Raw genomic sequence first — 23,753 nt, forward strand, 5'->3', positions numbered from 1 at the left:
GTGGTTGATCTAGTGTTGTTTTTTCTGTTCCGGCTGTTACCATGTTCTTACCCGTGTGCGTTGCCGGCTGCGTCGGGTTGGTATGTGGGATAGCGATGTTCTTGTTCAAGGCTGGGGCGGTGACGGCGGGAGAGATTGCGCGGTGCTCGCGTCAGTTTCTTCTCAAGCGAACGGAAGTAACGGTCTTTCTTGTAGACCGTGCCGTCCGACAGGATGGCGAAGTTCTTGAGTCCAACGTCGACGCCGACGGATGAACCGGTCTTCGGCAGCTCGTTGATCTCCTGCTCGACGAGCAGGGAGACGAAATATTTTCCTGAAGCGTTACGTCGAATCGTGGCGTTCAAGATACGGCCTGTGACCTGTTTCGAATGGGCGAAACGAACCCATTTCAGCTTCGGAAGTTTGAGCTTGTTGCATCCAATCGAGACTTCAGGAAGCTGGTTTTTGCCTTGGATGTTGGTTTTGTACGACTGGACGGGATTGCGCTTCGACTTGAAACGAGGGCGTTCGTTCTGCTTCTTGAAGAAGCGGTCAAACGCATCAGCAAGATGTTTGACGCTGATCTGAACAGATGTGCTATCGACTTCCTTCAACCAGTCAAACTCCTGCTTCAACAAAGGAATTTCTTTAGAACAAGAACCGTAGGACAGTCCTTTTCCAGTGGTCTTGTACGTTTCCTCCCACTTCGCCAAGAAGTGATTGAAGACGAAACGCGAACACCCAATCGTCTTCGCAATCAGAATTTCCTGCTCTTTTGTCGGATAGATTCTGAATTTGTAGGCCTTGTGTTTCAACACCATTTTTCACCTCCTTCAAAGGGAATATACCCGAAAAGCAGGCTGGCGATTCATCTCTCACTTTCACTTCGTTTAGAAGTGGGAGTATTCTCGCCTAATTTTGATAAAAAAGACCAAAAGTGTTCCATTTTGAAACTTATGGTGCTAGACTGTGGATATTGAAAACACGCATTCATTTTTCATAACTTGATTTATGACATATGAAAATTATTGAAACACAATTAAAAGAAAGGTGGAAAAAAATTTGTTAACATCAATTAAAGAACACTGGTTTTCTAACATCCGAGGCGATATCATGGCAGGTATCGTCGTCGCACTGGCATTAATTCCAGAGGCAATCGCCTTCTCGATCATTGCAGGTGTCGACCCGATGGTCGGTCTGTACGCGTCATTTTGTATCGCCGTCATCATTGCCTTCGTCGGAGGACGACCTGGAATGATTTCAGCGGCGACCGGGGCGATGGCGCTCTTGATGGTCCCGCTCGTACGGGATCACGGAGTAAATTATTTGCTTGCGGCAACGATTCTGACGGGTGTGCTTCAAATCATCTTCGGAATCTTTAAAGTTGCGAAAATCATGAAATTTATTCCACGTGCAGTCATGATTGGCTTTGTCAACGCGCTTGCCATCCTAATTTTTATGGCACAGGTACCTCACTTCGTTGGGATTTCGACAATGACCTATATCTTTGTCGCAGTGACACTCGCTATCGTCTATATCATTCCGCGATTTTTCAAAGCAATCCCAGCTCCACTAATTGCGCTTGTCGTCCTGACAGCAACAGCAATATTTAGTGGATTTGACTTACGAACGGTGGGAGACCTCGGAGCGATTCAACGAACATTACCATCCTTCTTCCTTCCGGATGTACCGTTCACGTTCGAAACGCTTCAAATCATCTTCCCATATGCATTGGCTCTAACCATTGTTGGTCTGCTTGAATCCCTTCTGACAGCATCGATCGTTGATGATATGACGGGGACAGAAGGAGATAAAAACAAGGAAGCGCGAGGACAAGGAATTGCAAACTTCATTACCGGATTCTTCGGTGGGATGGCCAGTTGTGCCATGATTGGTCAATCGGTCATCAATGTCAAATCCGGAGGTCGTGGTCGATTATCAAGTCTTGTCGCAGGTGTCTTCTTGATGTTCCTGATCATCGTTCTCGGGAATGTTGTCGTTCAGATTCCGATGGCAGTACTCGTTGGTATCATGATCATGGTGTCGATCGGAACGTTTGACTGGTCGTCCTTCAAGTATATGAAAAATGCACCGAAAACAGATGTTGTCGTCATGCTTGCGACGGTCATCATCGTCGTTGCAACACATGATTTATCAAAAGGTGTATTCGCTGGTGTCGTCTTAAGTGCCCTGTTCTTTGTCGCTAAAGTATCGACGATTAAAATTGAGACAAAAGTCGAAAACAATTTGACACGTTTCCATGTCAAAGGACCTCTGTTCTTCGCGTCTGTCGATGGTTTTGTGAAACACTTTGATTTTTCAAGACAGAACGAAAAAATCATTATTGACTTCACAGACACCCAGATTTGGGATGATTCAGCGGTCGGAGCGATTGATAAAGTGATGATCAAGTTAGCTGAGAATCAAAATGACGTGACGATTCATGGGTTGAATCCGGCAAGTCAACGTTTGATTGATAAGCTAGCGATTCACAATGATCCAAATGCGAAATTATCGGCACACTGATCAAGGAATGAATAATTAGGATAGTACTAAAACTAGAGGAGTGGGCATATGTATCAACATATTATTTTAGCAGCAGATGGATCGGATCATTCAATTCGTGCAACAGAAGAAGCGATTAAATTGGTGAAGGGAACAAAAACGGTCGTCGAAATCGTTTATGTGTCTGACTTCTCCAAATCAAAAGATGAAGTCCTTCATGCAGAAGGGCAAGAAGCGTTGGATGTTAAACGTCGTAAAAAATTGTTGCCAATCGAAGAAGCATTGGATGCCCAAGGGATTGACTACAGATTGAAACTACTTCGGGGGGAGCCGGGTCCAGCAATCGTCGAGTATGCCAATGACAGTCAAGCGGATCTAGTCATCGTAGGCAGCCGTGGTTTGAACTCACTTCAGGAAATGATGTTAGGTAGTGTCAGTCATAAAATCGTAAAACGAGTCGACTGTCCGGTTTTACTTGTAAAATAAGTCATTTAATATTCGGTGTATGTGGGGTCAATCATAACTGTTAAAGTATAATACGAGTAAAAATCAATAGTATGTCAGGGTGCGGAGCTCCTCTTAAAAGAGGGTGTCCGCACTTTTTAGAATCGGGAAAGGGTGAGGGTGATGAGTATCTATATCGTTTGTCCAAAGTGTCAGGGGGAGGGAAAGATTCGGAAATATCTGATCCTACGAACACGTTGCTCGGAATGTCGTGGGAATGGAAAAATTCAACTCGACCGAGAGATTGATCAATACATTCTAAATCTTCCAAAATCAACTCGAGAGTGTGAGTCGGATGAAAGAGAAACAAGAACATGAATAAAAAGAAGACGCGCCCTCCTTTATTTTATGGCTGGTACATGGTCATGGTGGCTGGCCTGAGTGTATTTTTTTCAGGACCTGGCCAAACGTACTTTATTTCTGTTTTTATTGATCGATATATCACGGAGTTCGACTGGACGCGTTCAGAAGTTTCTATCATCTATTCTGCGGCGACTTTGACTTCAGCTTTTTGCTTATTTTTCATCGGACGTCTTGTCGATCGATTAGGACAGCGTACCATGTTGACAAGTGCTTCGATTTTGTTAGCTTGTGCCTGTTTTTATAATGGATTCGTTATGAACTTAACCATGCTCTTTTTTGGTATCTTCGTCTTACGATTGTTTGGTCAAGGTTCGATGACGTTAATTCCGAATACACTTGTTCCTCAGTGGTTTTTAGTGAAGCGAGGACAAGCTTTGAGTTATATGGCAATTGGCGGATTTTTAAGTGCAGCTGCTTTTCCTCCGATAAATGTTTGGCTCGTTCATCAAATCGATTGGGAACGAACATGGTGGTTATGGGGTGGAATGATTCTAGTAGTGTTTACACCGATTGCTTATCGATGTGTCCGAAACCGTCCGGAAGATATCGGTATGTTACCTGATGGACATAAAGAATTGCACGATACGGATTCTTCTTCTAAAATCGTACAACTTAAACAGGACTTTACATTAAAAGAAACGTTACGAACACAGGCTTTTTGGTTGATTTTATCGTGTATTGGCATTCCTGCACTCGTTAATACGGCAATTACGTTTCATTTGATTTCGATTTTTGATCAACAAGGTCTGAGCCCCTCGGTTGCGGCACTTGTGTTGAGTCTGATGGCAATCATTGGTTTTCCAATCACCTTCATTGCAGGTCGAATCATCGATACTGTCAAAATCAATTATGTATTAGCAGGGATTTTTGTTACTGAACTTATTTTCATGATGGTGTTGCAAATAACGACGACACCGCTCCTTGCCGTCTTGTTTGGAGTGATTTGGGGGATAAGTAACGGATTTGAACGAATTGCTTTGAACTATGTCTGGCCTTTTTATTTTGGAAGAATTGCTCTCGGAAGTATCAGTGGGATTGCAACATCCGTCATGGTACTTGGATCAGCGGTAGGGCCATTACCATTCGGGTTGGCTTTTGACACTTTCGGCAATTATACACAAGTCATCTGGTGGTCGATGGTGTTCCCGATGATTGGAATTATCGCTTCTTTGTTAGCCCGCAAACCATCCATCAAGACGAATGAAGCAGGATAATTTAATTTTTAGGGGGGAACTTGAGATGAATTTAGCCACATGTCCATATTGTGGATCGACACTTTTGAAAACAGAAAGTACATTTTTTTGCGCGTTTTGTCAAATGAAGGTTTCTAAACACATCGCTCAAACGGATGGGAAACGATTAGTCATTCGGAAGCGTGATTTTACACAACCAGCACAGCTTGAACAATCGACCCGTCGCCTAAAAAAATTATCGACGTATGAATTGCTTGAACTATATCATTTCATTCGTACGGAAGAACAAGCTGCAGAAGTAGTGTTAACATACGTGACTGATTTAGAGCAAGAAGAAACAGAATCTTACGAATCAGTGTTAGAGACGACGACTTTGACATGGAAAAAGAAAAAACGGTATATCTTAGAAAACTTACTACGGGAGCGTTTCGGATACATTCCGACGGTGACCGTACGTCATCTCGAAGAATATCGTGAAAAAATTCGTCAAGACGAACGGATATTGATGACTGAGGATAAAGAATAAAGAATAAAGAAACAAAAACCTTTACACTCCAATGATTGAAAATGTGGGATTCTGAAGTATTTGTACGAACGCGATCCATTTCTGTTTTGTTCGAGCCATCAGATAAGGGTGTACCATCACCCCTCCTGAGATAGACTCTCTAGGTTCTCAGGCTGGTGGAATAGCCATCTAGGTGAGAATGGAGTCAAGAATCTTAGACAAAGTCTAAAAAATTAAATCAAAAATATCTCATCAAAAACACCTCGAAATTAAAACAATCTCCGACTCAGCTACATGATGTACTTCCCCCAGTCTTTCATGAGCACAGGGAAATCATGTAGTCAAAGCGAGCTTGAATTTTTCGAGGTGTTTTAAAGTCACGTTTTGATTCCAATCATCATTAATTTTCAAGATATCGGTACAACGTACTTTTACTAATCCCGGTTTGCTCGCGGATTTCTGACAAGCTGTACTGTTTGCTTTGGTACATCTCAATTGCACGCCTTACATTTTCATCTGCTTTGCGTGGCCGCCCCGTATGTTTTCCTTGTTCCTTTGCTTTCGTTAATCCTTTTCGGGTCGTCATGCTGACGACATCACTTTGAAGTTGAACCAAATGTTGGACGATTTCTAAAAAAGAATGTGCTAATGAAAAACGCGTATCGATTTCTTCGCGTACAGAAATCAAAAAGGCTCCTCTTGACGATAGCTGTTCCAGTAGTTCGATTAAGTGTCGAGTGGAATCAGCTAGTACATATAAATGTGAAACAATTAAAGTATCGCCGGAGTGTAAAGTTGAAAGAGCATGTTGTAAGCCAGTTCGGTTTCTAGAGGAAGGATGTTCTTCTATAACAGTTTGATTGACGTCATAAGACTGTAATAAACTTTTTTGAATGGCACAAGTAGGGTCTTCGAAATATGGTCTCAGATAAGCAATATTCATCAAATTCTCCTATCTACGTTAAGATACGGATTAAGAAAATAAAAAATAGAATCAATAACGTTCCTTTTAGGGAACAGAGATGCTAAAATAAACTGTTGTCAATTGACAGTATCCGTTTAAGGTCATCTCCAGTATAAAGGAAATGTGCTTTTGATTAAAGGAAAGGTGGAAGATTTAAGTGAATATGAGCTTACGAGAACAGTGGTTCTCAAATGTCAGAGGAGATATCTTAGCTGGAATTGTCGTTGCGCTTGCGTTGATTCCGGAAGCGATTGCCTTCTCGATCATCGCCGGTGTTGATCCGATGGTCGGATTGTACGCCTCGTTCTGTATCGCCGTCATCATCGCCTTTGTTGGTGGACGTCCAGGAATGATTTCAGCAGCGACCGGTGCGATGGCGCTCTTGATGGTACCGCTCGTCAAGGAACATGGGCTCGATTATCTGCTCGCAGCAACGATTTTAACCGGAATCATTCAAATTTTATTTGGTGTCTTTAAGGTCGCTAAAGTCATGAAATTCATTCCACGCGCCGTCATGATTGGATTCGTCAATGCGCTTGCAATTTTGATTTTCATGGCACAAGTCCCTCACTTCATTGGAATTTCAACGATGACATACGTGTTCGTCGCGATTACGCTCGCCATCGTGTATGTGTTACCTCGCTTTTTCAAGGCGATTCCGGCACCCCTGATTGCGATCGTCGTCCTGACGATTGCGGCGATTTACCTGAACTTTGATTTACGGACGGTCGGGGATTTGGGGGCCATTCAACGTTCGTTACCGTCTTTCTTCTTACCAAATGTCCCACTTAATTTTGAGACGCTCCAGATCATCTTCCCGTACTCATTAGCGCTCGCGATTGTCGGACTGCTCGAATCGTTGTTGACGGCAACAATCGTCGACGATATGACAGGAACGGAAAGTGAAAAGAACCGGGAAGCTCGCGGACAAGGGATTGCCAACTTCATCACCGGATTTTTCGGTGGCATGGCGGGCTGTGCGATGATCGGTCAATCCGTCATCAATGTCAAATCGGGTGGTCGCGGTCGGTTGTCGACGCTCGTCGCCGGATTGTTCTTGATGTTCTTGATCATCGTCCTCGGAAACTTAGTCGTCCAGATTCCGATGCCGGTCTTGGTCGGAATCATGATCATGGTCTCCATCGGGACGTTTGATTGGTCCTCATTTACGTATATCCGAAAAGCACCGAAAGCTGATGCGTTTGTCATGCTCGCGACGGTCATCATCGTCGTCGCGACACACGATCTCTCGATCGGCGTCATCGCGGGTGTCATCTTGAGCGCGTTGTTCTTTGTCGCAAAAGTCTCAAAAATCAATGTCAAACAACGGATTGAAGATGGAAAAACGGTTTATACAGTCAAAGGTCCGTTATTTTTTGCATCGGTCGATCATTTCATTGCTTCGTTTGATTACGAGATGAATGAAAAAAATATTTTAATTGATTTCGGATCGACCCAAATTTGGGATGATTCCGGAGTTGGTGCGATTGACAAGGTCATGATCCGTTTGATGGCGAATCAGAATAGAGTCGAGATCATCGGATTGAATCCGGAAAGTAAAAAGCTAGTCGATCGTTTGGCGATTCACAATGATCCGGCTGCAAAGATGCCTACACATTAAAGTAAGGGAGTGACTGGTATGTATCCACACATCTTATTAGCCGTCGACGGTTCGGAACACTCGGTCCGCGCGACAGAAGAAGCAATCAAGGTTTCTCGGCTCAGTGCACAAAGTAAGATTGAAGTTGTTTTCGTTGCTGATTTTTCGAAAGCTAAAGATGATGTCCTTCATTCAGAAGGAAAAGAAGCACTCGAAGTCGCACGACGAAAAAAAATATCAGCGGTGGAAGAAAAGTTAGAAGCGGCTGACGTGTCGTATTACGTGACGATTTTACGGGGCGAACCAGGTCCGGCGATTGTCGATCATGCAAATAAAAAACAGGTTGATTTGACGATCATCGGTAGTCGGGGGCTGAACGCCCTGCAAGAGATGGTCCTTGGCAGTGTCAGTCATAAGATTGCCAAGCGGGTTCAAAGCCCGGTTATGATTGTGAAGTAATGAATGGAAACACATTGGTCTGATTAATCCAGTTCTGAAGTGGGGATACTAAAAAAAGGGGGGGGGGCATTAAATGAAGAAAACATATTTAGTACCGCTTCTTGGTCTTGCCTTGTTTGCGGCAGGATGTGGCAATTCCGATAAGCAGGAAACAGAAAAGGTCGAGGAAACGACAACGACGGATGATAATTCCATGAATGATGACAGCTCGATGAATGACGATTCGTCGAATAAACAAGATCAGGATACGGTGACGGATAATGCAGATAAAGACTACGGATTCGTCAGTTTGTCGATTGAGGCAGATGATGCGGATACGAAGGACCTTGTCGACATCGGCTATGACCGGGACAACGACGGAACGGAAGCCGATTATCAAATGGACGGTGAACGGTCTCAAGGCAATGAAGCGATGAAAATCCTTGATCCAAAACTCGATGAACTCAACATTGATGCCAACACGTCAAACGAAGACGCAATTGCTCAAGTTGAGAAAGTCTTTGGAATCAAAGGCGCGACCCGACTCGAAGTGGAAATCGAATTTGCTGATGGAACAGAAAAAGAATTTAAAAAGTAACAAATAGAGGTGCCCACTTCAGGTCGGCGCCTCTATTTTTTTGGTCAAAGCATACAACTCAAGTCGACATGGTATCATAGTGAATGGATGTAAAATATTTCAAAAGGAGTTTTGGAGAATGGAAATCACCATTGGTACAACGGAAGACGGGCAATGGATTAGGGAACAGCTGATTGCCTACAACCGCCAACACGTCCCGGCAGCGCTCTATACAGAATCGGAACAATACTGCTTTTTAGCATGGGACGAAGAGGAACAGCTCCTTGGTGGGATTACGGCGAGCTATCTGTGGAATCATCTGCAGGTGCATTTCCTGTGGATCGACCCGGAAAACCGAACAGGCGGTGTCGGAAAAAAGCTGATGGCACATATCGAGTCCATTGCCGAAGAGAAATCATGCAGCAAGATTCTACTCGATACGTTCAATTTTCAGGCACCGGGATTTTATGAAAAGCTGGGTTATCAGGAATACGGTTGCCTGTCCGATCATCCGACTGAAGGTCAGACCCAATACTTCTTTGTAAAGTACATACATACCATTTCTTAACGTTGATAATGATACACCCAGGCCGTCATATAGGAAAACGTTCCTGCTGTTAAGACGAGTGCAATGGCATAAAACGCAAAGTTTGGAAATATCGACATCAACGGAACATCAAATAAAAAGCCGATCATTAATATCGGTAAGGTTATTAAAAAAGTCACATATGAGGCACGCGTTGCTTTTCCTGTAATCACTTCTTCCCGTTCATCTTGATCAGAAAACTCCGTCGTTGACGACGACCACTTGGAAAAAGAACTTTTCTTATCTGTCCGCATCCAGTAGCCGGTGATTGAAAGACCGATTGCGACCAATAGAACGGGAAGAATAATTGAAAGGTCCAGCGTCAGGTTGAAACCGGCGCCGTTGACCGGATCATTCTGAAAAACATTTAGTTGATCATGAATCGAACTAATGAAAACAGCACCCAAAAAATACATACAAATGTTCAGACAGGATTGAATGATGACACGTTTCATTCTGATTCCTCCTCCAAGTAAAAAATCGATTCGATCGGACGTTCGAACACATGGGCAATTTGCATGGCGAGCAAAAGCGAGGGAGTATAACTTCCTTTTTCGAGGGAGATGATCGTTTGACGCGTGACACCAATCATCTGAGCAAACTGCTCCTGTGTCCATCCGTTGCTGCTGCGTAACGATTTAACCCGGTTAGTCAGCTTCATCGCAGTTCTCCTTTAATAATTGATATTTAAATTGTATAGTCTGTTTTACATTTTGTAAAGTTGATTTTACATTTTGACGTAATGAGGCTGTTACTTTTTTGAGACTATTTATCAAAAATCATCGAAACTCTTGAATTATCGGAATATTCAACCGATAATCGGGTAACTAACACAAAACGAGGATGGTTGGCTTAGAGAGAGAAAGGAGGCGCCGACATGATGCCGGAATTGTTACCTGATGAGCGTGAACTGGAGCGAAGGATTCGAATCGTCCATACGTTGCGTAAACTCGGGAAATCCGACGATGCCATCGCCCGATCATTATTTGTGTCCATCGAATGGGTCCAGTCGGTCTTTGATGAAGACGACTGGCAGCATGCGCAATCATCTTAAGAAGCATGAGGCAGAGTGTCGGATGACGCTCTGTTTTTTTGTCTACCGGAATTAAGGAGTAGGCGGTCGGAATGATTTTCGGTACACTAAGAGGAAATCACTGGAAAGAAGGGCTGAACTATGCGACGAATCGCCATCATCGGTGCCGGCATCACCGGACTTTATGCAGCTTGGCGTCTGCAGCAAGCGGGATACAACGTCATGGTCTTCGAGGCACGGGACCGGATCGGTGGCCGAGTGCTTACCAAAACCTTGACCGATGCAGGACAGGACTATGCCTTTGATGTTGGTCCGACCTGGTATTGGCCGGACTCCGAACGGCTGATGACGCTGCTGGTCGATCTGCTGCAACTGCCGACGCTCGTTCAAGCAACGCGTGGAACGATGGTGCTCGAACGGTCATCGGGACAAGTTGAACAACACCAGTTACCGGACGGACAAACGGTGTTGTCACATCGACTAGTAAAAGGAATGCAAAGCATGACGGATGCACTGGCTGAAAAGATTGTCCCAGCTACAATTCGTCTGTCGCGCCGTGTCACTTCTATTCAAGTAACCGATCACGTCGAACTGACGATTGAGCATCAAGGGAGACAGACGCAACAATCGTTTGATCATGTCCTGTTGACCGTTCCGCCCCGAATTGCTTCTCGATTCACATGGTTCCCGGAATTGCCGGAATCCGTCCATCGTCAACTGGATGAAACCCCCACTTGGATGGCCGGACAAGCTAAAGTCGTTGTCGTCTACGAAACACCGTTTTGGCGGAAAGCGGATCGGTCCGGTTTTGCCATCAGCTGGTCAGGTATCTTACAGGAAATTCATGACGCATCCCCTCTGACCGGACCCGGTGCGTTATCCGGATTCTTCCGCTTGACCGCAACGGAACGTGCTGCTTTTGGAGAAGCAGAATTAAAGCGGCAAGTCATCGAGCAGTTGGTCACGTTGTTCGGGGAAGAGGCGCGTCATCCGATTGCTGTGTTGTATCAGGACTGGGCCGCTGAACCGGAGACGGCGACCGTTGCGGACGCGGTACCGTTGACAGACTTTCCGGCGTATCGCCCGATACAGTTGGAAGAACCATGGCGCGACGGGGTGACGCTGCTCGGAACGGAAAGTGATCCGGCGTTCGGCGGGCATTTAGAAGGGGCGTTACAATCGGTGGAACGCTGGTTGACTGCATTTAATTTGGAAACAACGTGAAGAGGTGAGTGAATGAAAAAAGTAAAGGTCTTGCATTACGATGTTTTTACGATGACGCCCGGAAAAGGCAATCCTGCTGGTGTTGTTTTGGACGGGGATGCGTTATCGGCAGCACAAATGCAAAGCATTGCGGCACAAACTGGTTTTACCGAGACGACGTTTGTGTGTCAGTTGAATCATCCTGTTCCTCGGTTACGCTATTTTTCACCAGAAGCGGAGATGAATCTCTGCGGACATGGCACAATCGCGGCATGGACAGCGCTTCAAGAACGTGAACCTTATGTCGAACTTGGGCAGGTGATCAAGACAAAAGTCGGTCCCTTAACAATCGAGACGGTGCGAACGATGAAAGGAACTCAAGTCCGGATGCGACAAGGGAAAGCACGATTCCTACCATTCGATGGCGACCTCGCACCTGTTCTTGAGAGCATCGGCTTGCAGCATCAACATCTGGATGAACGCTTTCCGGTCATGTACGGGAGTACGGGAAACTGGACGTTGATTATCCCGATCAAACGGTTAGAAAATTTCCTTGGCATGCAACCTCACAATAAACGATTTGCCTCTGTCTTAACGCAAATCCCGGAAGCATCCATTCATCCGGTTTGTCTTGAAACCTATATGCCGGAAGCAGATATGCACGGCAGGCATTTTTCTGCCACACAATCCGGAACGCAAGAAGATCCGGTGACCGGGACGGCGAGTGGTGTCATGGGAGCGTATCATGCTATGTACATCGATCCGCTTCCTTACGGGAAACGAATCCTTTACGTGGAGCAGGGACAGGAAATCGGGTATGACGGGTTAGTTGAAGTCACGGTGAATCGACGAAATCAAGACTGGGAAGTCATGATTGCCGGAACGTGTGTCAAAACCGGATCCCTGATACTTAATATTTAAAAATAGACAGGAGTGATTGATTATCAGCCAGCAACAAACCTTTCACCGCGCATTCGGTACATACGGATTATATGTCAATGAAGGAAAACTACTCGTCATCCATAAAAAAGGGGGACCGTACACGAATCGGTTTGATCTTCCGGGCGGCAGCTTGGAGGATTTTGAGACCGTACCGGAAGCGCTGGACCGTGAGTTTCAGGAAGAGACTGGTCTGACAGTTCTTCAGAAACGTGTGCTCGGTACATTCGAGTTCGTCGTACATTCCGATTGGCACCGTGCGTCGCATCTCCATCACATCTGTGTTTTTTATAAAATCATCAAAACTTCCGGTGAACGCGCGGTACCTGACAAATTTGACGGACAGGATTCAATCGGCTCGTCCTGGGTCAGTCAAGAACAGGTCAATCAAGATAATGCCTCGCCGTTGGTCTTAAAAGCCTTTGACTATCTGATGAATCCTGAAATCGAGAAAACGATGCGAATCGAAGACTGGATCGTGAAACAAGAGGTCATGTCATAACATTGATGAAGACAAAAAAACTCTACCATCTTTTGTGATGGAATTTGACAAAATGGAACAAGCCCGAACGACTTGCGTATTCCTACTCGGATACACAAGTCGTTCGGGCTTATTTCATTAAGATGATTTTTGTTCAACCGTCTGTTCAGTCGGTTGCTGTTCCCGCCAGACAAACGTCAAGGCGATCCCAATCGCGAGCATGACCGTCGCAAAATAAAACGGATAGTTGAGATCGACATCAAACAGAATCCCGCCGATGATCGGCCCCAGAATGTTCCCGATGCTCGTAAACATCGAGTTCATCCCACCGACGAAACCTTGTTCGTTCCCGGCAATCTTCGACAAATAGGTCGTGACGGCAGGACGCATTAAGTCAAAACCAACGAAGACGACCGTCGTCACGAGGATGATGGCGAGATAACTCGTCACATACGTCATGACAAGCACCAGTAGTGTCGAGCCAATCAGACTGTAACGAATCAGTCGAATCTCACCGAACCACCGGGTGAGACGTTCGAACAGACCGACCTGGACGATGACACCGACGATTGCACCGAGAGAAATCGCCAGGGCGATGTCTTTTGCCGTAAAACCGAATTTCCGGTCGACGAACAGGGCGAACAAGGACTCAAACGAAGCGAGCCCGAACGACGAAATCAGTAAAACTAAGAAGGCGATGAAATACAGCGGTGAGAAGACTTTCTGAAAACCAGTTTTCTGTTTCGGGATTGCCGCATTTTCGTAATGCCGTTCCGGTTCCCGTAACGTGAAGACGGATAAAATCATCGCGACGAGACCGAATGCAGCGGCAAAGAAAAACGGGACACGGGTGCCGATATCCGCCAAAAAACCACCGATGCCGGGTCCGATGATGAAACCGGTCGAAATCGCAGCTGACATGTAGCCGAGTGCCTTTGGTCGGGTGTCGTTCGTCGTGATGTCGGCGATGAACGCGGTGACGGCTGGCATGATGAAGGCAGCGCTGACACCACCTAAAATCCGTGACGCAAACAACACTTCAACGGACTGTCCGAGTCCAAACAACAGTTCCGACATGCTGAAGATGAACAGACCGATGATGATCATCGGTTTCCGACCGTATTTATCGACGGCTCGACCGGCAAGCGGCGAGAGAATCAGCTGGGCAAAGGCAAACGCCGAGACCATGTAGCCGACGGTCGAACCGGAAATAGCCAGTTCGTTCATGATCGTCGGGGTGACGGGGATGACGAGCCCGATGCCTAAAAAGGCAATGAAAAGATTGAGTAATAAGGTACCTAGGATCAATTTGTTATTTTGCATGTTACCATCCTCTGTTTCTAGTTTGACTTGTTACCGGACGAGTCCCCGCCAAAAAATTGGCCAGACGGCGGTGAAACGTCGTTGATAGGCTTCGACACCGTTGTAGACGAACTCCGTCATCGTGCCTTCCGTCACCGTCAAATAGGCAAGGGCGGCGCTAGCATAATCATCTGAAAAAAGAAGCTGTTCCGTCCGGTCCCGTTCTCGTAGTAACCGAGTCAGGTGGCGGTGCAGCGAATCAAAAAACGGATTGATCAAGTCGGTCACTTCCCGTTCGAGTTTGACGGGTGGGAAGTAGGCGATTCGTAAAATGAATTTCAACTGATCGTTTTGGGTGCTTTCTTCAAGAAACCAATCAAAAAAACCTTTCAGACTTTGTTCGAGTGAAAGATGCCGGGTTGAGATGAAGTAGGTGGCAAGATGTATTTTTTGCGTGTCAAGCGCATACGTCATCGCCGAGAGAAATAATTCGTCTTTCCCGCGGTAGTGGGCATAAATTGAAGGTTTCTTAATCCCGACGTCTTGCGCAATCTCCTGTAAAGAGGCTCCTTCATAACCATGTTGGGCAAAATGACGCAGCGCGGTGTGGAGTAATAATGTAGCTTTCATGTGTTCACCTTCCTAACGGTCGTTAGTTAACAGTCTAACGGATTAAAAACGATTGTCAAACAAAAAAAGCCAAAGGCCACGAGAGGACCTCCGCCTACACATTTCATTACTATTTTAACCAGATTATTCAGAATAATCATGTCATTGCCAAAGGCAAAACAGTTGATATTCAGAAAACCGTCCGCTATGATTGTAACTATAACGTTCTACTGTACGGTTTTAGATTGTGGAATCATTTTTGCGATTCAAATTATATTACTCGGAGGTGACCCCCTGTTTCAGGGGAATGAATTGGACATATTGTTGGTATTGAACTTGTCGTTGCTTGTATTGTTGATCGTGTTGACGGCGTTTTTCGTCGGATCGGAGTTTGCCGTCGTGAAGGTTCGGATGTCACGGCTCGATCAAATGATTCAGGAAGGCAACAAAGGTGCGGTCCTGGCAAAAAAAGTCGCCAGTGACCTCGATTATTATCTATCGGCCTGTCAGCTCGGAATCACGATCACGGCACTGGGACTTGGGGCGCTTGGAAAACCGACCGTCGAAAAGTTGCTTGGACCGGTCTTTGATGAGTTTGGTGTCGCAGCAGCCCTCTCGACTGTCCTTTCATACACGATTGCCTTCGTTTCCGTGACGTTCTTGCACGTCGTCATCGGAGAACTCGCACCGAAGACGCTTGCCATCCAGTACGCGGAACGGATGACACTACTATTGGCACCAGCGTTATACGTCTTCGGAAAAGTCATGTATCCGTTCATCTGGGTGATGAATGGTTCGGCTCGTGTCTTCCTTCGTCTGTTCGGCGTTCAGCCGGCCGGGCATGAACAAGCCCACTCAGAGGAAGAGTTGAAGATCATCATGTCGCAAAGCTTTCAGAGCGGTGAAATCAATCAGACGGAACTCGCGTTGATGCAAAACGTCTTCGCCTTTGATGAGAGGGTGACGAAGGACATCATGGTTCCCCGGATGAACGTGACGACGCTGTCGCTCAGCATGACATGGGCCGAAGTCTTACAGATCATGACGGACAATCAATACACGCGTTACCCGGTCATTGAGGATTTTGATAAAGATAAAATCATCGGGTATGTCAACGTAAAGGAAGTCTTGACGGATCAAGCAAACGATCAACAACGCGACTTACAGAAGTATATGAAAGAGATACCAGCTGTGTCCGAGATGACACCACTTCAGGAAACGTTGCTGAAGATGAAGGTGACGCGCTCCCATATCGCACTTGTCATCGACGAGTACGGTGGAACTGCCGGCATGATTGCGATGGAAGATTTGCTTGAAGAAATCGTCGGTGAAATCCGTGATGAATTCGACGAAGATGAACAAGCTGACATCGAGACGGTTTCGAAGACAGAATATCACATAGTAGGAACGGTTTTATTGTCAGACCTAGAAGAACGGTTCAATTTACGGTTTTTCGATGCAGACGAAATCGATACGATTGGTGGATTCATCCAGGCGCAAGGGACGGATTATCAAGTTGGTGAAACGCTATCGATGGAAACGTATGATTTGGAACTCTTGCACGTCGAAAATTATCAAATCCAGCAGGTGAAACTGGTATTAAAACAGTTGTCCTAACCAATAAACCGCCCCTCGATTCGAGGGGCGGTTTTGCATCTGAAATATGAACTTGAGTTGCAAATGATGTTGTCAGTGTTGAGAGTGTTGATGATGAGAAAAGGTCTCTTTTCGAGCAAAAAATATTATGTGTATGATGGATAGCTTCTACATGAATAGCTACATGAGAAATGCCTATTTGATCAAGCTTGTACTCTAAATTTTGTAATCATAGTAAAAAAATGATGGAAACGTAAAACTATTTGTGAACTGCTTACGTTATCTCTGTGTAGTCCAAAAAATCAAAGGGGTGTTCACAAGATGAAGATGAAAAAATCGTATCTCGCCGTCCCACTCAGTGCCGCATTATTGATTCCAGCAGCAGGCGTCAGTGCCCATGGTCATGAAGATCACAGTAAGATGTCCCACAGTTCGGGTAAGGTTTCGCTTGATGTCTCGTCGCCGGCGTCGGATCTGCGAGCAACGCTTGATCAGCTTTTATCTGAACACGCGTATTTAGCGGTCGTCACGATGCAAAAAGGAATTGACGGAAAAAAAGACTTCGAACAAGCAGCAGGTGCCTTGAGTCAAAATACAGATGATCTTTCGGCCGCGGTCGGATCCGTTTACGGGGATGAAGCGGGCGAAGCGTTCAAGGAAATCTGGTCGAGCCATATCGGCTACTTCGTCGATTATGTCAAAGCGACGGGTGCCAAAGATGAAGAAGCGAAACAAAAAGCCTTAAAAGAACTCGACGAATACCGCGTCGAACAAGCGGCGTTCCTCGACAAGGCAACAGAAGGTCGTCTGAAAGCGGCTGATCTAGAAGGCGGATTGAAAGTCCATATCACGCAACTGCTGACATCGTTTGACAGTTATGTCGCAGGCGACTATGACGCAGCGTACAGCAATCTGCGTATCGCCATCGAGCATATGTATATGGTGGGTGAAGGGTTGTCCGGCGCGATCGTCGATCAATACCCGGATAAATTCAAAAACACGAAAGTCGATACACCGGCAGCGGATCTCCGTGCCGGACTGAACCGAAACTTCTCAGAACACGCAGCGCTTGCGATTCTGACGATGCAAAAAGGGATTGACGGAGCAAAAGACTTCGACGCAGCAGCAGGAGCACTTGGTGAGAACACAGATGACCTGACAGCATCGATCGGCTCTGTCTACGGCAGCGAAGCGGCACAAGAGTTCAAGAAAATTTGGTCGAGCCACATCGGTTACTTCGTCGATTATGTCAAAGCGACTGGCGCGAAAGACGAAGAAGCTCGTGACATGGCCGTTCAAGAACTGGATGAATACCGCGTCGAACAAGCCGCCTTCCTCGATGCTGCAACGGAAGGTCGCCTGAAGTCGAAAGACTTGGAAGAAGGACTCAAGGTCCACGTCGATCAACTGTTACTAGCGTTCAACAGCTACAATGAAAAAGACTACGATAAAACGTACCCGGCGATCCGTGAAGCCTACGGTCACATGTACGGAGTCGGAGAAGGGACAGCGACAGCGATCGTCGATCAGTTCCCGGATAAATTCCAAGGCAGCCCGGCCGGAATGCCGAACACAGGTCTTGGTGGAGCAGCTGAAGCACAATCTTCAGCGGGCATCCTCTGGTCATTACTCGGAATCGCAGCCGCTTCGATCCTCGGATTCTTCGGACTTCGTGGTCGTCGCTCACAACACTGATATTGAACTGAAAAAGATGGTGTCCTAGGACATCATCTTTTTTTAGTTAGTTCTAGTTGAATAGTGTTTTCATTAAAAAAAGTAGGCATCACCATTTTGGAGAAAAACATATCAAGTTGATTGTAAAAACAAGTGAAAATTTAATTTAAAAATGCACGTTTTTTTCACAAATAGATTTTATGATGAAAAAAAACAATCATAATCTTTTCATTATTACTTTCTATGAATAGGATGACACATTATTCGATGCTTTTATTCAAATCCAAGATACTGAGTTTACATTTTCGTTGCACGAAACAGTAAATAGAGGTGAAAATGTAAGAAACGGTATGATAGATGACTATGTTGATTACCATTCTGGAGAATCGATTAGTTGTTTTTTTAGAGAAGAATATGAGCTATATATACCGATTGAGTGAAGACTATTTTCTCTTTTAAACGTTATCATGCTTCTCCTAGTAATACTAAGAATCACGTAGGTGAGGGTAGTTCAATAAGAACAGAAAGGAATATTATGAACAAACTTTCATTCAAAATTACCATGTTTTACTTTTTCGGAATTCTTGGGATTTTTATTTTATCGTCTGCCATCGTATATAACATTTTGGAAGATCAACAAGTACGAAGCGAATTAGAAAGTCTTCAGGAAAGGGGAAATAGCCATCGAGATGTGTTATCAAACAATTTTGACCATCAAACAATCAATCATGTTGTGTTGATGGAAGAGAAAGCGATGACTGACGTTATTATTTTGGATGAAAAGAATCGAGTGATTGATTCGTCCAATGACGCTTCAAATTTTTTGCGTTCTGAATGGATCCAAAAAAAGGATGGAATTGTTGAAGGAAATTGGCGAAACGGTGATTTTCTTGTGACAGTAAGTAATACCGATAATGGTGGGAAAGTGATTATGTTAGAACCGACAAAATACATTCGTCATATCATGGGTGAATTGAAGCAACAAGTGATATTTTCCTTGTTGTTGCTCGTTTTCTTTTTGTTAGTGAGCGTTTATTTTTTAAGTTACATGATCATCAAACCGCTCCTGTCCATGAAAAAAGCAACGATAAAGTTAAGTCAGGGTGAAATGGTTAAGATTCAGGAAATTGAACGAAGCGATGAAGTAGGAGACTTAGCTCGAGCAATCACGAAACTATCTGTTGACTTGTCTCATATTCAAAACACGAGAAAACAGTTCTTGACTTCCATTACACATGAACTGCGTACGCCCATTACGTATATCAAGGGTTATGCAGGTCTTCTAAAAAAAGAAGATTCTAAGTATGGAGAAATAATCTATGAAGAATCCGAACGGCTACAAGAGTTGATAGATGATTTATTCGACTTAGCACGAATGGAAGACCCTTATTTTCAAATAGAACCTCAGCAAACAGAATTAAATAATTTCTTGAAAAAAATTAGTAGAAGGATTAATTCTAAATTTGAAGACAAACAGGTCAAATTGGTTGTTCAACTAAACCGAGAACCGATTTATAAAAGCATTGATCAAGCTAGATTTAATCAAGTGCTTCTTAATCTTTTAGACAATGCATTGAAATATACTGAGCCTGGAAAAAGAGTGTTCTTGAGACTAGATGAAAATCATATCGAAGTAGTAGATGAAGGAACTGGAGTAGATGAGACGTCCCTTCCGTATTTATTTGATCGGTTCTATCGAGTAGACTCTTCACGAAATCGTGAAACGGGAGGCACAGGTCTTGGATTGGCCATTACGAAAGAAATTGTCGAGGCACATAATGGGAGTATTTCAGCTGTTAATGTGGAAAACGGACTAAAGGTTGTCATCGATTTAAGGAGGATTCCGGCATGAAAACAATCGCGCTGGTGGATGATGAAAAACGAATGCTAGAATTGATCGAACTTTATCTGCAACCAACTTATAATTGCATCAAACTCAACAGTGGAAAAGACGTATTGGATTTGATTGAAACAGACGAACCAGAACTAATCATATTAGATGTCATGATGCCCGTAATGGACGGATTTGAGACATGTCGTAAGATCCGCGAGGTCTCGAATGTACCAATCATCCTGTTGACTGCTCTCCATGGAAAAGAAGAAATCGTAAAAGGATTACGCCTTGGTGCAGACGATTATATTGTTAAACCATTCGATGAGGAAGAGTTACAAGCTAGAATTCAATCCATTTTTAGGCGAACATCTTCAGAAATGGATAACAAAATCGAGTGTTCCGGCTTGGTTTGGGATGAATTTTCTCATGAATTATACTACATTGGTCGTCAAGTGAAAGTCACACCGAAGGAATTTTCTCTACTGGGCAAACTATTAAAAAATTCTGGTAGAGTGTATTCAAGAGAAGAGTTGCTCACAAGTTTATGGTTGGCCAGTGAATGGACGGACGAGCGAACGGTAGATTCTCATGTTCGAAACTTAAGGGAAAAACTTAGAAAAATTGGTTTTCCGATCGAGAAACACCTCCAAACAGTCTGGGGTATCGGCTACAAATGGACTTCAAACTAAAAAAAGCGGAGGCATTAGCCCACGCTTTTTTTAGATTCTAAAAGTGTCATTCAGCTGCTAGTTCGTCTTCGGTGACCCATTTATGATTGGTCACCTGTTTACCCGACGTCGATTCAAAATCAATCATATAAACAGTCGTCTCTTTGGCTGAATCAATCGTTGCAGTAGCCTCTTGCATGCCCTTCATATGATCCGCACTTACTTTGACTTCATCCCCAACATTATAAGGTGTTGACTTCGCTTCTACAATTTCTTCTTGGATGATCCATTTATGGTCTGTCACACGTTTTCCACCGTTTGTTGGATCATAAGAAATACTGTATGCCGTTGTATCGTACGCTCCTACGATAGTTGCTTCGGCGCCTTTCATCCCTTCCATATGGGCCTCTTTAATCATCGCCATGTCTCCAACTTTGAACTTTGGATCTTTAGCATCGTTTAACCCTTTTGGAACTTCTTTAGAACCGGACATATCCATTGTTGAATGGTCCATGCCATCCATATTTTTATCCATGTTACTATTCGACTTAGTATCGTCCCCACTGCTTCCGCATGCTGCGAGTGCTAAAGAGAGAGAAGCCACCATCGTTGTCGTTAAGAGCTTTTTGTTGAATTTCATAAAGTATCGCCTCCAGTAATGCTTTAGTGTTTGGTATACACTGTAACATTAAAATTTGCAGAAACTTTGCAGACGGTCATAAAAAAGCACATTCGAAAAATCTTTTTGTCTCATTTAATAATCATCATCCGCTTAACGCATCATGCCATTCTGTAAAAACCACATTTTTTTCACAATCATCCTTTACAGTGAAGCTAATATCAAACAGGAAGGAATGAGTGTTATGAAAGGAAAATGGATTATCGTAATCGGAAGTGTGCTGGCATTATTGTTGATTGGCAGTATAGGTTCCTTCTTTTTTCTATCACGCATAGGTGTGGGAAATCTGAATCAGGGTGGCATGGGCTCCATGATGAATTCTTCAAATGAATCTTCAAGCGATACCATGATGGGCATGGAAAACGACGGAATGGGGCATGCTACGAATATAAAGTTGAAGAATTCTACTGAAAAGGAGAATCCTTTAGGTTTGCCTAAAGTATTAAAACCCGATCAAGAGGATAAAGAGTCGATGCGCTACACGGTCGTCGCTCGAGAGGGAACAACACGCTTTTTTGCAAACGGTGATCAAACAAATACGTTAGGATACAACGGAAATTATTTAGGTCCTATGATTGAATTGAAAAAAGGAAAAACTGTCAGCATACGCACGATAAATCAACTTGATGAGCCAACTACGTTTCATTGGCATGGGCTCGTCGTACCCTCACAAGTAGAAGGTGGTCCCCATCAAATCGTGAACCCTGGTGAGTCAAAAGACGTAACCTTTAAAGTAGAACAAAATGAATCGACACTTTGGTTTCATCCCCATCCAATGGGAAAAACAGCCAGTCAAGTGTATAAAGGATTGGCAGGATTGTTATATGTAAAAGAGGTCAATCTAAAAACCAATCTTCCTCAAAAATATGGTAAAAATGATATCCCCTTAATTTTACAGGATCGACAGTTTAATAAAGAGAATAGCATGAATTATGATGATATTGAAAAATCGGATGGGGCTTTAGGTGATACGTTGGTCGTGAATGGCACACTCAATCCGTATTTTGACGTAAAGTACTCTCAAATAAGAGTGAGACTGTTAAACGGATCTAATGCGCGTAACTATGTAGTGAAGTTATCAGATGGTGCAAGCTTCGAAAAAATAGCAGGTGATGGCGGTTATCTTTCCAAGCCTGAAAAAGTTCGGTCGGTTGCGCTAAGTCCAGGTGAGAGAACTGAGATTCTACTTGATTTTTCAAAACATTCAATAGGAGAACAGGTATCCTTGATAACAGATGGAGTAACGATTACCAAGTTTAAACTAAAAGAAAAGCAAGGCCGAAATTCGGAGATAACCAATGTCATTCAAAAGATGCCAAAACTGAATGATGCGGATTTAAAACCTGATCGTAGACTAACGCTTTTCGGAATGGGGAAAATGGTTGAGATAAATGGAAAAACATTTGATGAAAATCGAATTGATATTAAGGTAAAACAAAATCGGACGGAGACATGGGAAATATACAACAAAAAAGATATGATGGGTGGAATGATTCACCCATTTCATATACATGGGGTCCAGTTTGTTGTATTAGAACGAAATGGTGTGCAAACCAATAGTCGAGAGAGAGGGCTTAAAGACACTGTAGCTGTTAAACCGGGAGAACGAGTTAAAATTCGAATGACATTCAAGCAAAAAGGAGTGTTCATGTATCATTGTCATATACTTGAACATGAAGAAAATGGAATGATGGGACAATTAAAAGTAGATTAATGGAGTAAAAAATTAAAGATGTCTGAAGGGACACTTGCTAACTTTCATCTTTTTTTCACAGATGGAGGAAATAACTCTTGTGTATCAAAATAAGATGGATAAATGGAGGGAATTGCGATGGCCCATGAAAACAATGAAATCATTAAAGCCTTACAAAAATGTATAATAACATGTAATGAATGCTTTGACGCCTGTTTAAAGGAGTCTCATGTATCTTCGATGACAGACTGTATACGATTGGATCGAGATTGTGCAGATATCTGCAGCTTACTGGTACAAGCTATTTCTCGAAATAGTAATCAACTTAGTGCTCTCGCTAAAAGTTGCGTAGAAATTTGTAGGGAATGTGCGGATGAGTGTTCAAAACATGATCATGAACATTGCCAAAGATGTGCAAAAGCATGTACAGAATGTGCAAGTCAATGTCAAAAAATTCTTGCGTAGACGATTAGAAAGATAGAAAACCTGCCTATACCAATCAAAAGAATATGATTAGTGTAGGCATTTTTTTCTATTCAAAAGGGAAGTTTGACTTAAAGATGAAAAAATTCATAGGCTCGATATACTAACATTACTGAGATTGAACTACCTCCACCTACGCTTCACTTAGAGGTGAAGGATTCCTGAGTTATCCGACCTGACGGTCGAAACCTGATCAGGCTAACCCCGTCGTCCCGACGGTTGAAGAAGCTAAGATACGTTCGGCTTCTTGTTTCAGATTTAGTCCTGCGTTCACATCTCGGTCGTGATGAATCCCGCAACTCGGGCATGTCCATTCACGTAAGCCAAGATGTTTCACGTCTTTGT

Annotated in this window: 25 protein-coding genes and 1 pseudogene; 18 read left to right on the plus strand and 8 right to left on the minus strand. The window is 44.0% G+C overall.

Features of this window, described 5'->3' with window-relative positions; genetic code table 11:
* Positions 1-110: 110 nt before the first annotated feature.
* Positions 111-797, minus strand: a pseudogene (locus tag BLD48_RS14285) (RNA-guided endonuclease TnpB family protein); the annotation flags it as partial.
* A 295-nt stretch (positions 798-1,092) separates the two neighbouring features.
* On the opposite strand from BLD48_RS14285, the gene BLD48_RS14290 reads away from it, so the two are divergent.
* From BLD48_RS14290 to BLD48_RS14305, 4 genes are all read left to right on the plus strand, one after another.
* Positions 1,093-2,505 carry a SulP family inorganic anion transporter gene (locus BLD48_RS14290; RefSeq protein ID WP_071500827.1) on the plus strand — a complete coding sequence of 471 codons (1,413 nt, stop codon included), beginning with the start codon at positions 1,093-1,095 and terminating at the stop codon, positions 2,503-2,505.
* A gap of 48 nt (positions 2,506-2,553) precedes the next feature.
* Positions 2,554-2,970: a universal stress protein gene (locus tag BLD48_RS14295; RefSeq protein ID WP_071500808.1), complete on the plus strand. Its 417-nt coding sequence runs from the start codon at positions 2,554-2,556 to the stop codon at positions 2,968-2,970.
* Between the two features lie 383 nt (positions 2,971-3,353).
* Positions 3,354-4,565 (plus strand): MFS transporter, encoded by a 1,212-nt coding sequence (locus tag BLD48_RS14300; protein WP_369825803.1) that lies wholly within the window; start codon positions 3,354-3,356, stop codon positions 4,563-4,565.
* Between the two features lie 103 nt (positions 4,566-4,668).
* Entirely contained in the window at positions 4,669-5,070 is a 402-nt protein-coding gene (locus BLD48_RS14305) for a hypothetical protein (RefSeq protein WP_161487726.1), read from the plus strand.
* A gap of 379 nt (positions 5,071-5,449) precedes the next feature.
* Here BLD48_RS14305 and BLD48_RS14310 read toward each other — a convergent pair whose 3' ends face one another.
* The gene (locus BLD48_RS14310) at positions 5,450-5,992 is read right to left on the minus strand and encodes a recombinase family protein (RefSeq protein ID WP_071500811.1); all 543 of its coding nucleotides are present in this window, start codon (positions 5,990-5,992) and stop codon (positions 5,450-5,452) included.
* Between the two features lie 184 nt (positions 5,993-6,176).
* On the opposite strand from BLD48_RS14310, the gene BLD48_RS14315 reads away from it, so the two are divergent.
* The 4 genes from BLD48_RS14315 to BLD48_RS14330 all read left to right on the plus strand — a co-directional run bounded on the left by BLD48_RS14315 (position 6,177) and on the right by BLD48_RS14330 (position 9,196).
* Positions 6,177-7,634 (plus strand): SulP family inorganic anion transporter, encoded by a 1,458-nt coding sequence (locus BLD48_RS14315; RefSeq protein WP_071500828.1) that lies wholly within the window; start codon positions 6,177-6,179, stop codon positions 7,632-7,634.
* 18 nt (positions 7,635-7,652) lie between these two features.
* On the plus strand, positions 7,653-8,072 hold the full coding sequence (locus BLD48_RS14320; RefSeq protein ID WP_071500812.1) for a universal stress protein: 420 nt from the start codon (positions 7,653-7,655) through the stop codon (positions 8,070-8,072).
* Positions 8,073-8,145: 73 nt separating this feature from the next.
* The gene (locus BLD48_RS14325; protein WP_071500813.1) at positions 8,146-8,649 is read left to right on the plus strand and encodes a YusW family protein; all 504 of its coding nucleotides are present in this window, start codon (positions 8,146-8,148) and stop codon (positions 8,647-8,649) included.
* Between the two features lie 118 nt (positions 8,650-8,767).
* Positions 8,768-9,196 (plus strand): GNAT family N-acetyltransferase, encoded by a 429-nt coding sequence (locus BLD48_RS14330; protein WP_071500814.1) that lies wholly within the window; start codon positions 8,768-8,770, stop codon positions 9,194-9,196.
* Here the strand turns inward: BLD48_RS14330 and BLD48_RS14335 are convergent.
* Together BLD48_RS14335 and BLD48_RS14340 are read right to left on the minus strand one after the other, a co-directional pair.
* Entirely contained in the window at positions 9,193-9,669 is a 477-nt protein-coding gene (locus BLD48_RS14335; protein ID WP_071500815.1) for a hypothetical protein, read from the minus strand. The two genes, BLD48_RS14330 and BLD48_RS14335, sit on opposite strands and share 4 nt — an antisense overlap.
* Positions 9,666-9,875: a helix-turn-helix transcriptional regulator gene (locus tag BLD48_RS14340; RefSeq protein WP_071500816.1), complete on the minus strand. Its 210-nt coding sequence runs from the start codon at positions 9,873-9,875 to the stop codon at positions 9,666-9,668. The genes BLD48_RS14335 and BLD48_RS14340 overlap by 4 nt, the downstream gene beginning before the upstream one ends.
* 216 nt (positions 9,876-10,091) lie before the next feature.
* Between BLD48_RS14340 and BLD48_RS16430 the strand changes: the two genes are divergently transcribed.
* The 4 genes from BLD48_RS16430 (at position 10,092) to BLD48_RS14355 (ending at position 12,891) form a co-directional block, all read left to right on the plus strand.
* On the plus strand, positions 10,092-10,268 hold the full coding sequence (locus BLD48_RS16430) for a hypothetical protein (protein ID WP_167331058.1): 177 nt from the start codon (positions 10,092-10,094) through the stop codon (positions 10,266-10,268).
* Between the two features lie 120 nt (positions 10,269-10,388).
* A complete protein-coding gene (locus tag BLD48_RS14345) occupies positions 10,389-11,471 on the plus strand; it encodes a flavin monoamine oxidase family protein (protein ID WP_071500817.1) in 1,083 nt (360 codons plus the stop codon).
* A 12-nt stretch (positions 11,472-11,483) separates the two neighbouring features.
* A complete protein-coding gene (locus BLD48_RS14350) occupies positions 11,484-12,371 on the plus strand; it encodes a PhzF family phenazine biosynthesis protein (RefSeq protein ID WP_071500818.1) in 888 nt (295 codons plus the stop codon).
* A gap of 16 nt (positions 12,372-12,387) precedes the next feature.
* Positions 12,388-12,891: an NUDIX hydrolase gene (locus BLD48_RS14355; RefSeq protein ID WP_236630044.1), complete on the plus strand. Its 504-nt coding sequence runs from the start codon at positions 12,388-12,390 to the stop codon at positions 12,889-12,891.
* 117 nt (positions 12,892-13,008) lie between these two features.
* Here BLD48_RS14355 and BLD48_RS14360 read toward each other — a convergent pair whose 3' ends face one another.
* Complete coding sequence (locus BLD48_RS14360; RefSeq protein WP_071500819.1) at positions 13,009-14,193, minus strand: MFS transporter; 1,185 nt, start codon at positions 14,191-14,193, stop codon at positions 13,009-13,011.
* A gap of 30 nt (positions 14,194-14,223) precedes the next feature.
* Entirely contained in the window at positions 14,224-14,802 is a 579-nt protein-coding gene (locus BLD48_RS14365) for a TetR/AcrR family transcriptional regulator (RefSeq protein ID WP_071500820.1), read from the minus strand.
* 291 nt (positions 14,803-15,093) lie between these two features.
* Here BLD48_RS14365 and BLD48_RS14370 point away from each other — a divergent pair, with 291 nt between their 5' ends.
* From BLD48_RS14370 to BLD48_RS14385, 4 genes are all read left to right on the plus strand, one after another.
* Entirely contained in the window at positions 15,094-16,398 is a 1,305-nt protein-coding gene (locus BLD48_RS14370; RefSeq protein WP_071500821.1) for a hemolysin family protein, read from the plus strand.
* 300 nt (positions 16,399-16,698) lie between these two features.
* Entirely contained in the window at positions 16,699-18,072 is a 1,374-nt protein-coding gene (locus tag BLD48_RS14375; protein WP_071500822.1) for a copper amine oxidase, read from the plus strand.
* 514 nt (positions 18,073-18,586) lie between these two features.
* Positions 18,587-19,903 (plus strand): sensor histidine kinase, encoded by a 1,317-nt coding sequence (locus tag BLD48_RS14380; protein ID WP_071500823.1) that lies wholly within the window; start codon positions 18,587-18,589, stop codon positions 19,901-19,903.
* Positions 19,900-20,574 carry a response regulator transcription factor gene (locus BLD48_RS14385; RefSeq protein ID WP_071500824.1) on the plus strand — a complete coding sequence of 225 codons (675 nt, stop codon included), beginning with the start codon at positions 19,900-19,902 and terminating at the stop codon, positions 20,572-20,574. The genes BLD48_RS14380 and BLD48_RS14385 overlap by 4 nt, the downstream gene beginning before the upstream one ends.
* Positions 20,575-20,620: 46 nt before the next feature.
* Here the strand turns inward: BLD48_RS14385 and BLD48_RS14390 are convergent, their stop codons facing one another.
* Positions 20,621-21,193 (minus strand): YdhK family protein, encoded by a 573-nt coding sequence (locus tag BLD48_RS14390; protein WP_071500825.1) that lies wholly within the window; start codon positions 21,191-21,193, stop codon positions 20,621-20,623.
* Between the two features lie 223 nt (positions 21,194-21,416).
* Here BLD48_RS14390 and BLD48_RS14395 point away from each other — a divergent pair, with 223 nt between their 5' ends.
* Both BLD48_RS14395 and BLD48_RS16115 read left to right on the plus strand, forming a co-directional pair.
* On the plus strand, positions 21,417-22,946 hold the full coding sequence (locus BLD48_RS14395) for a multicopper oxidase family protein (protein WP_071500826.1): 1,530 nt from the start codon (positions 21,417-21,419) through the stop codon (positions 22,944-22,946).
* A 117-nt stretch (positions 22,947-23,063) separates the two neighbouring features.
* Entirely contained in the window at positions 23,064-23,390 is a 327-nt protein-coding gene (locus BLD48_RS16115; RefSeq protein WP_083412343.1) for a four-helix bundle copper-binding protein, read from the plus strand.
* Between the two features lie 211 nt (positions 23,391-23,601).
* Here the strand turns inward: BLD48_RS16115 and BLD48_RS16120 are convergent.
* A partial coding sequence (locus BLD48_RS16120) for a zinc ribbon domain-containing protein (RefSeq protein WP_143082949.1) occupies positions 23,602-23,753 on the minus strand: 152 nt, incomplete at its 5' end.

The sequence above is a fragment of the Exiguobacterium sp. KRL4 genome (genome assembly GCF_001870785.1).
Taxonomy (GTDB): Bacteria; Bacillota; Bacilli; order Exiguobacteriales; family Exiguobacteriaceae; genus Exiguobacterium_A.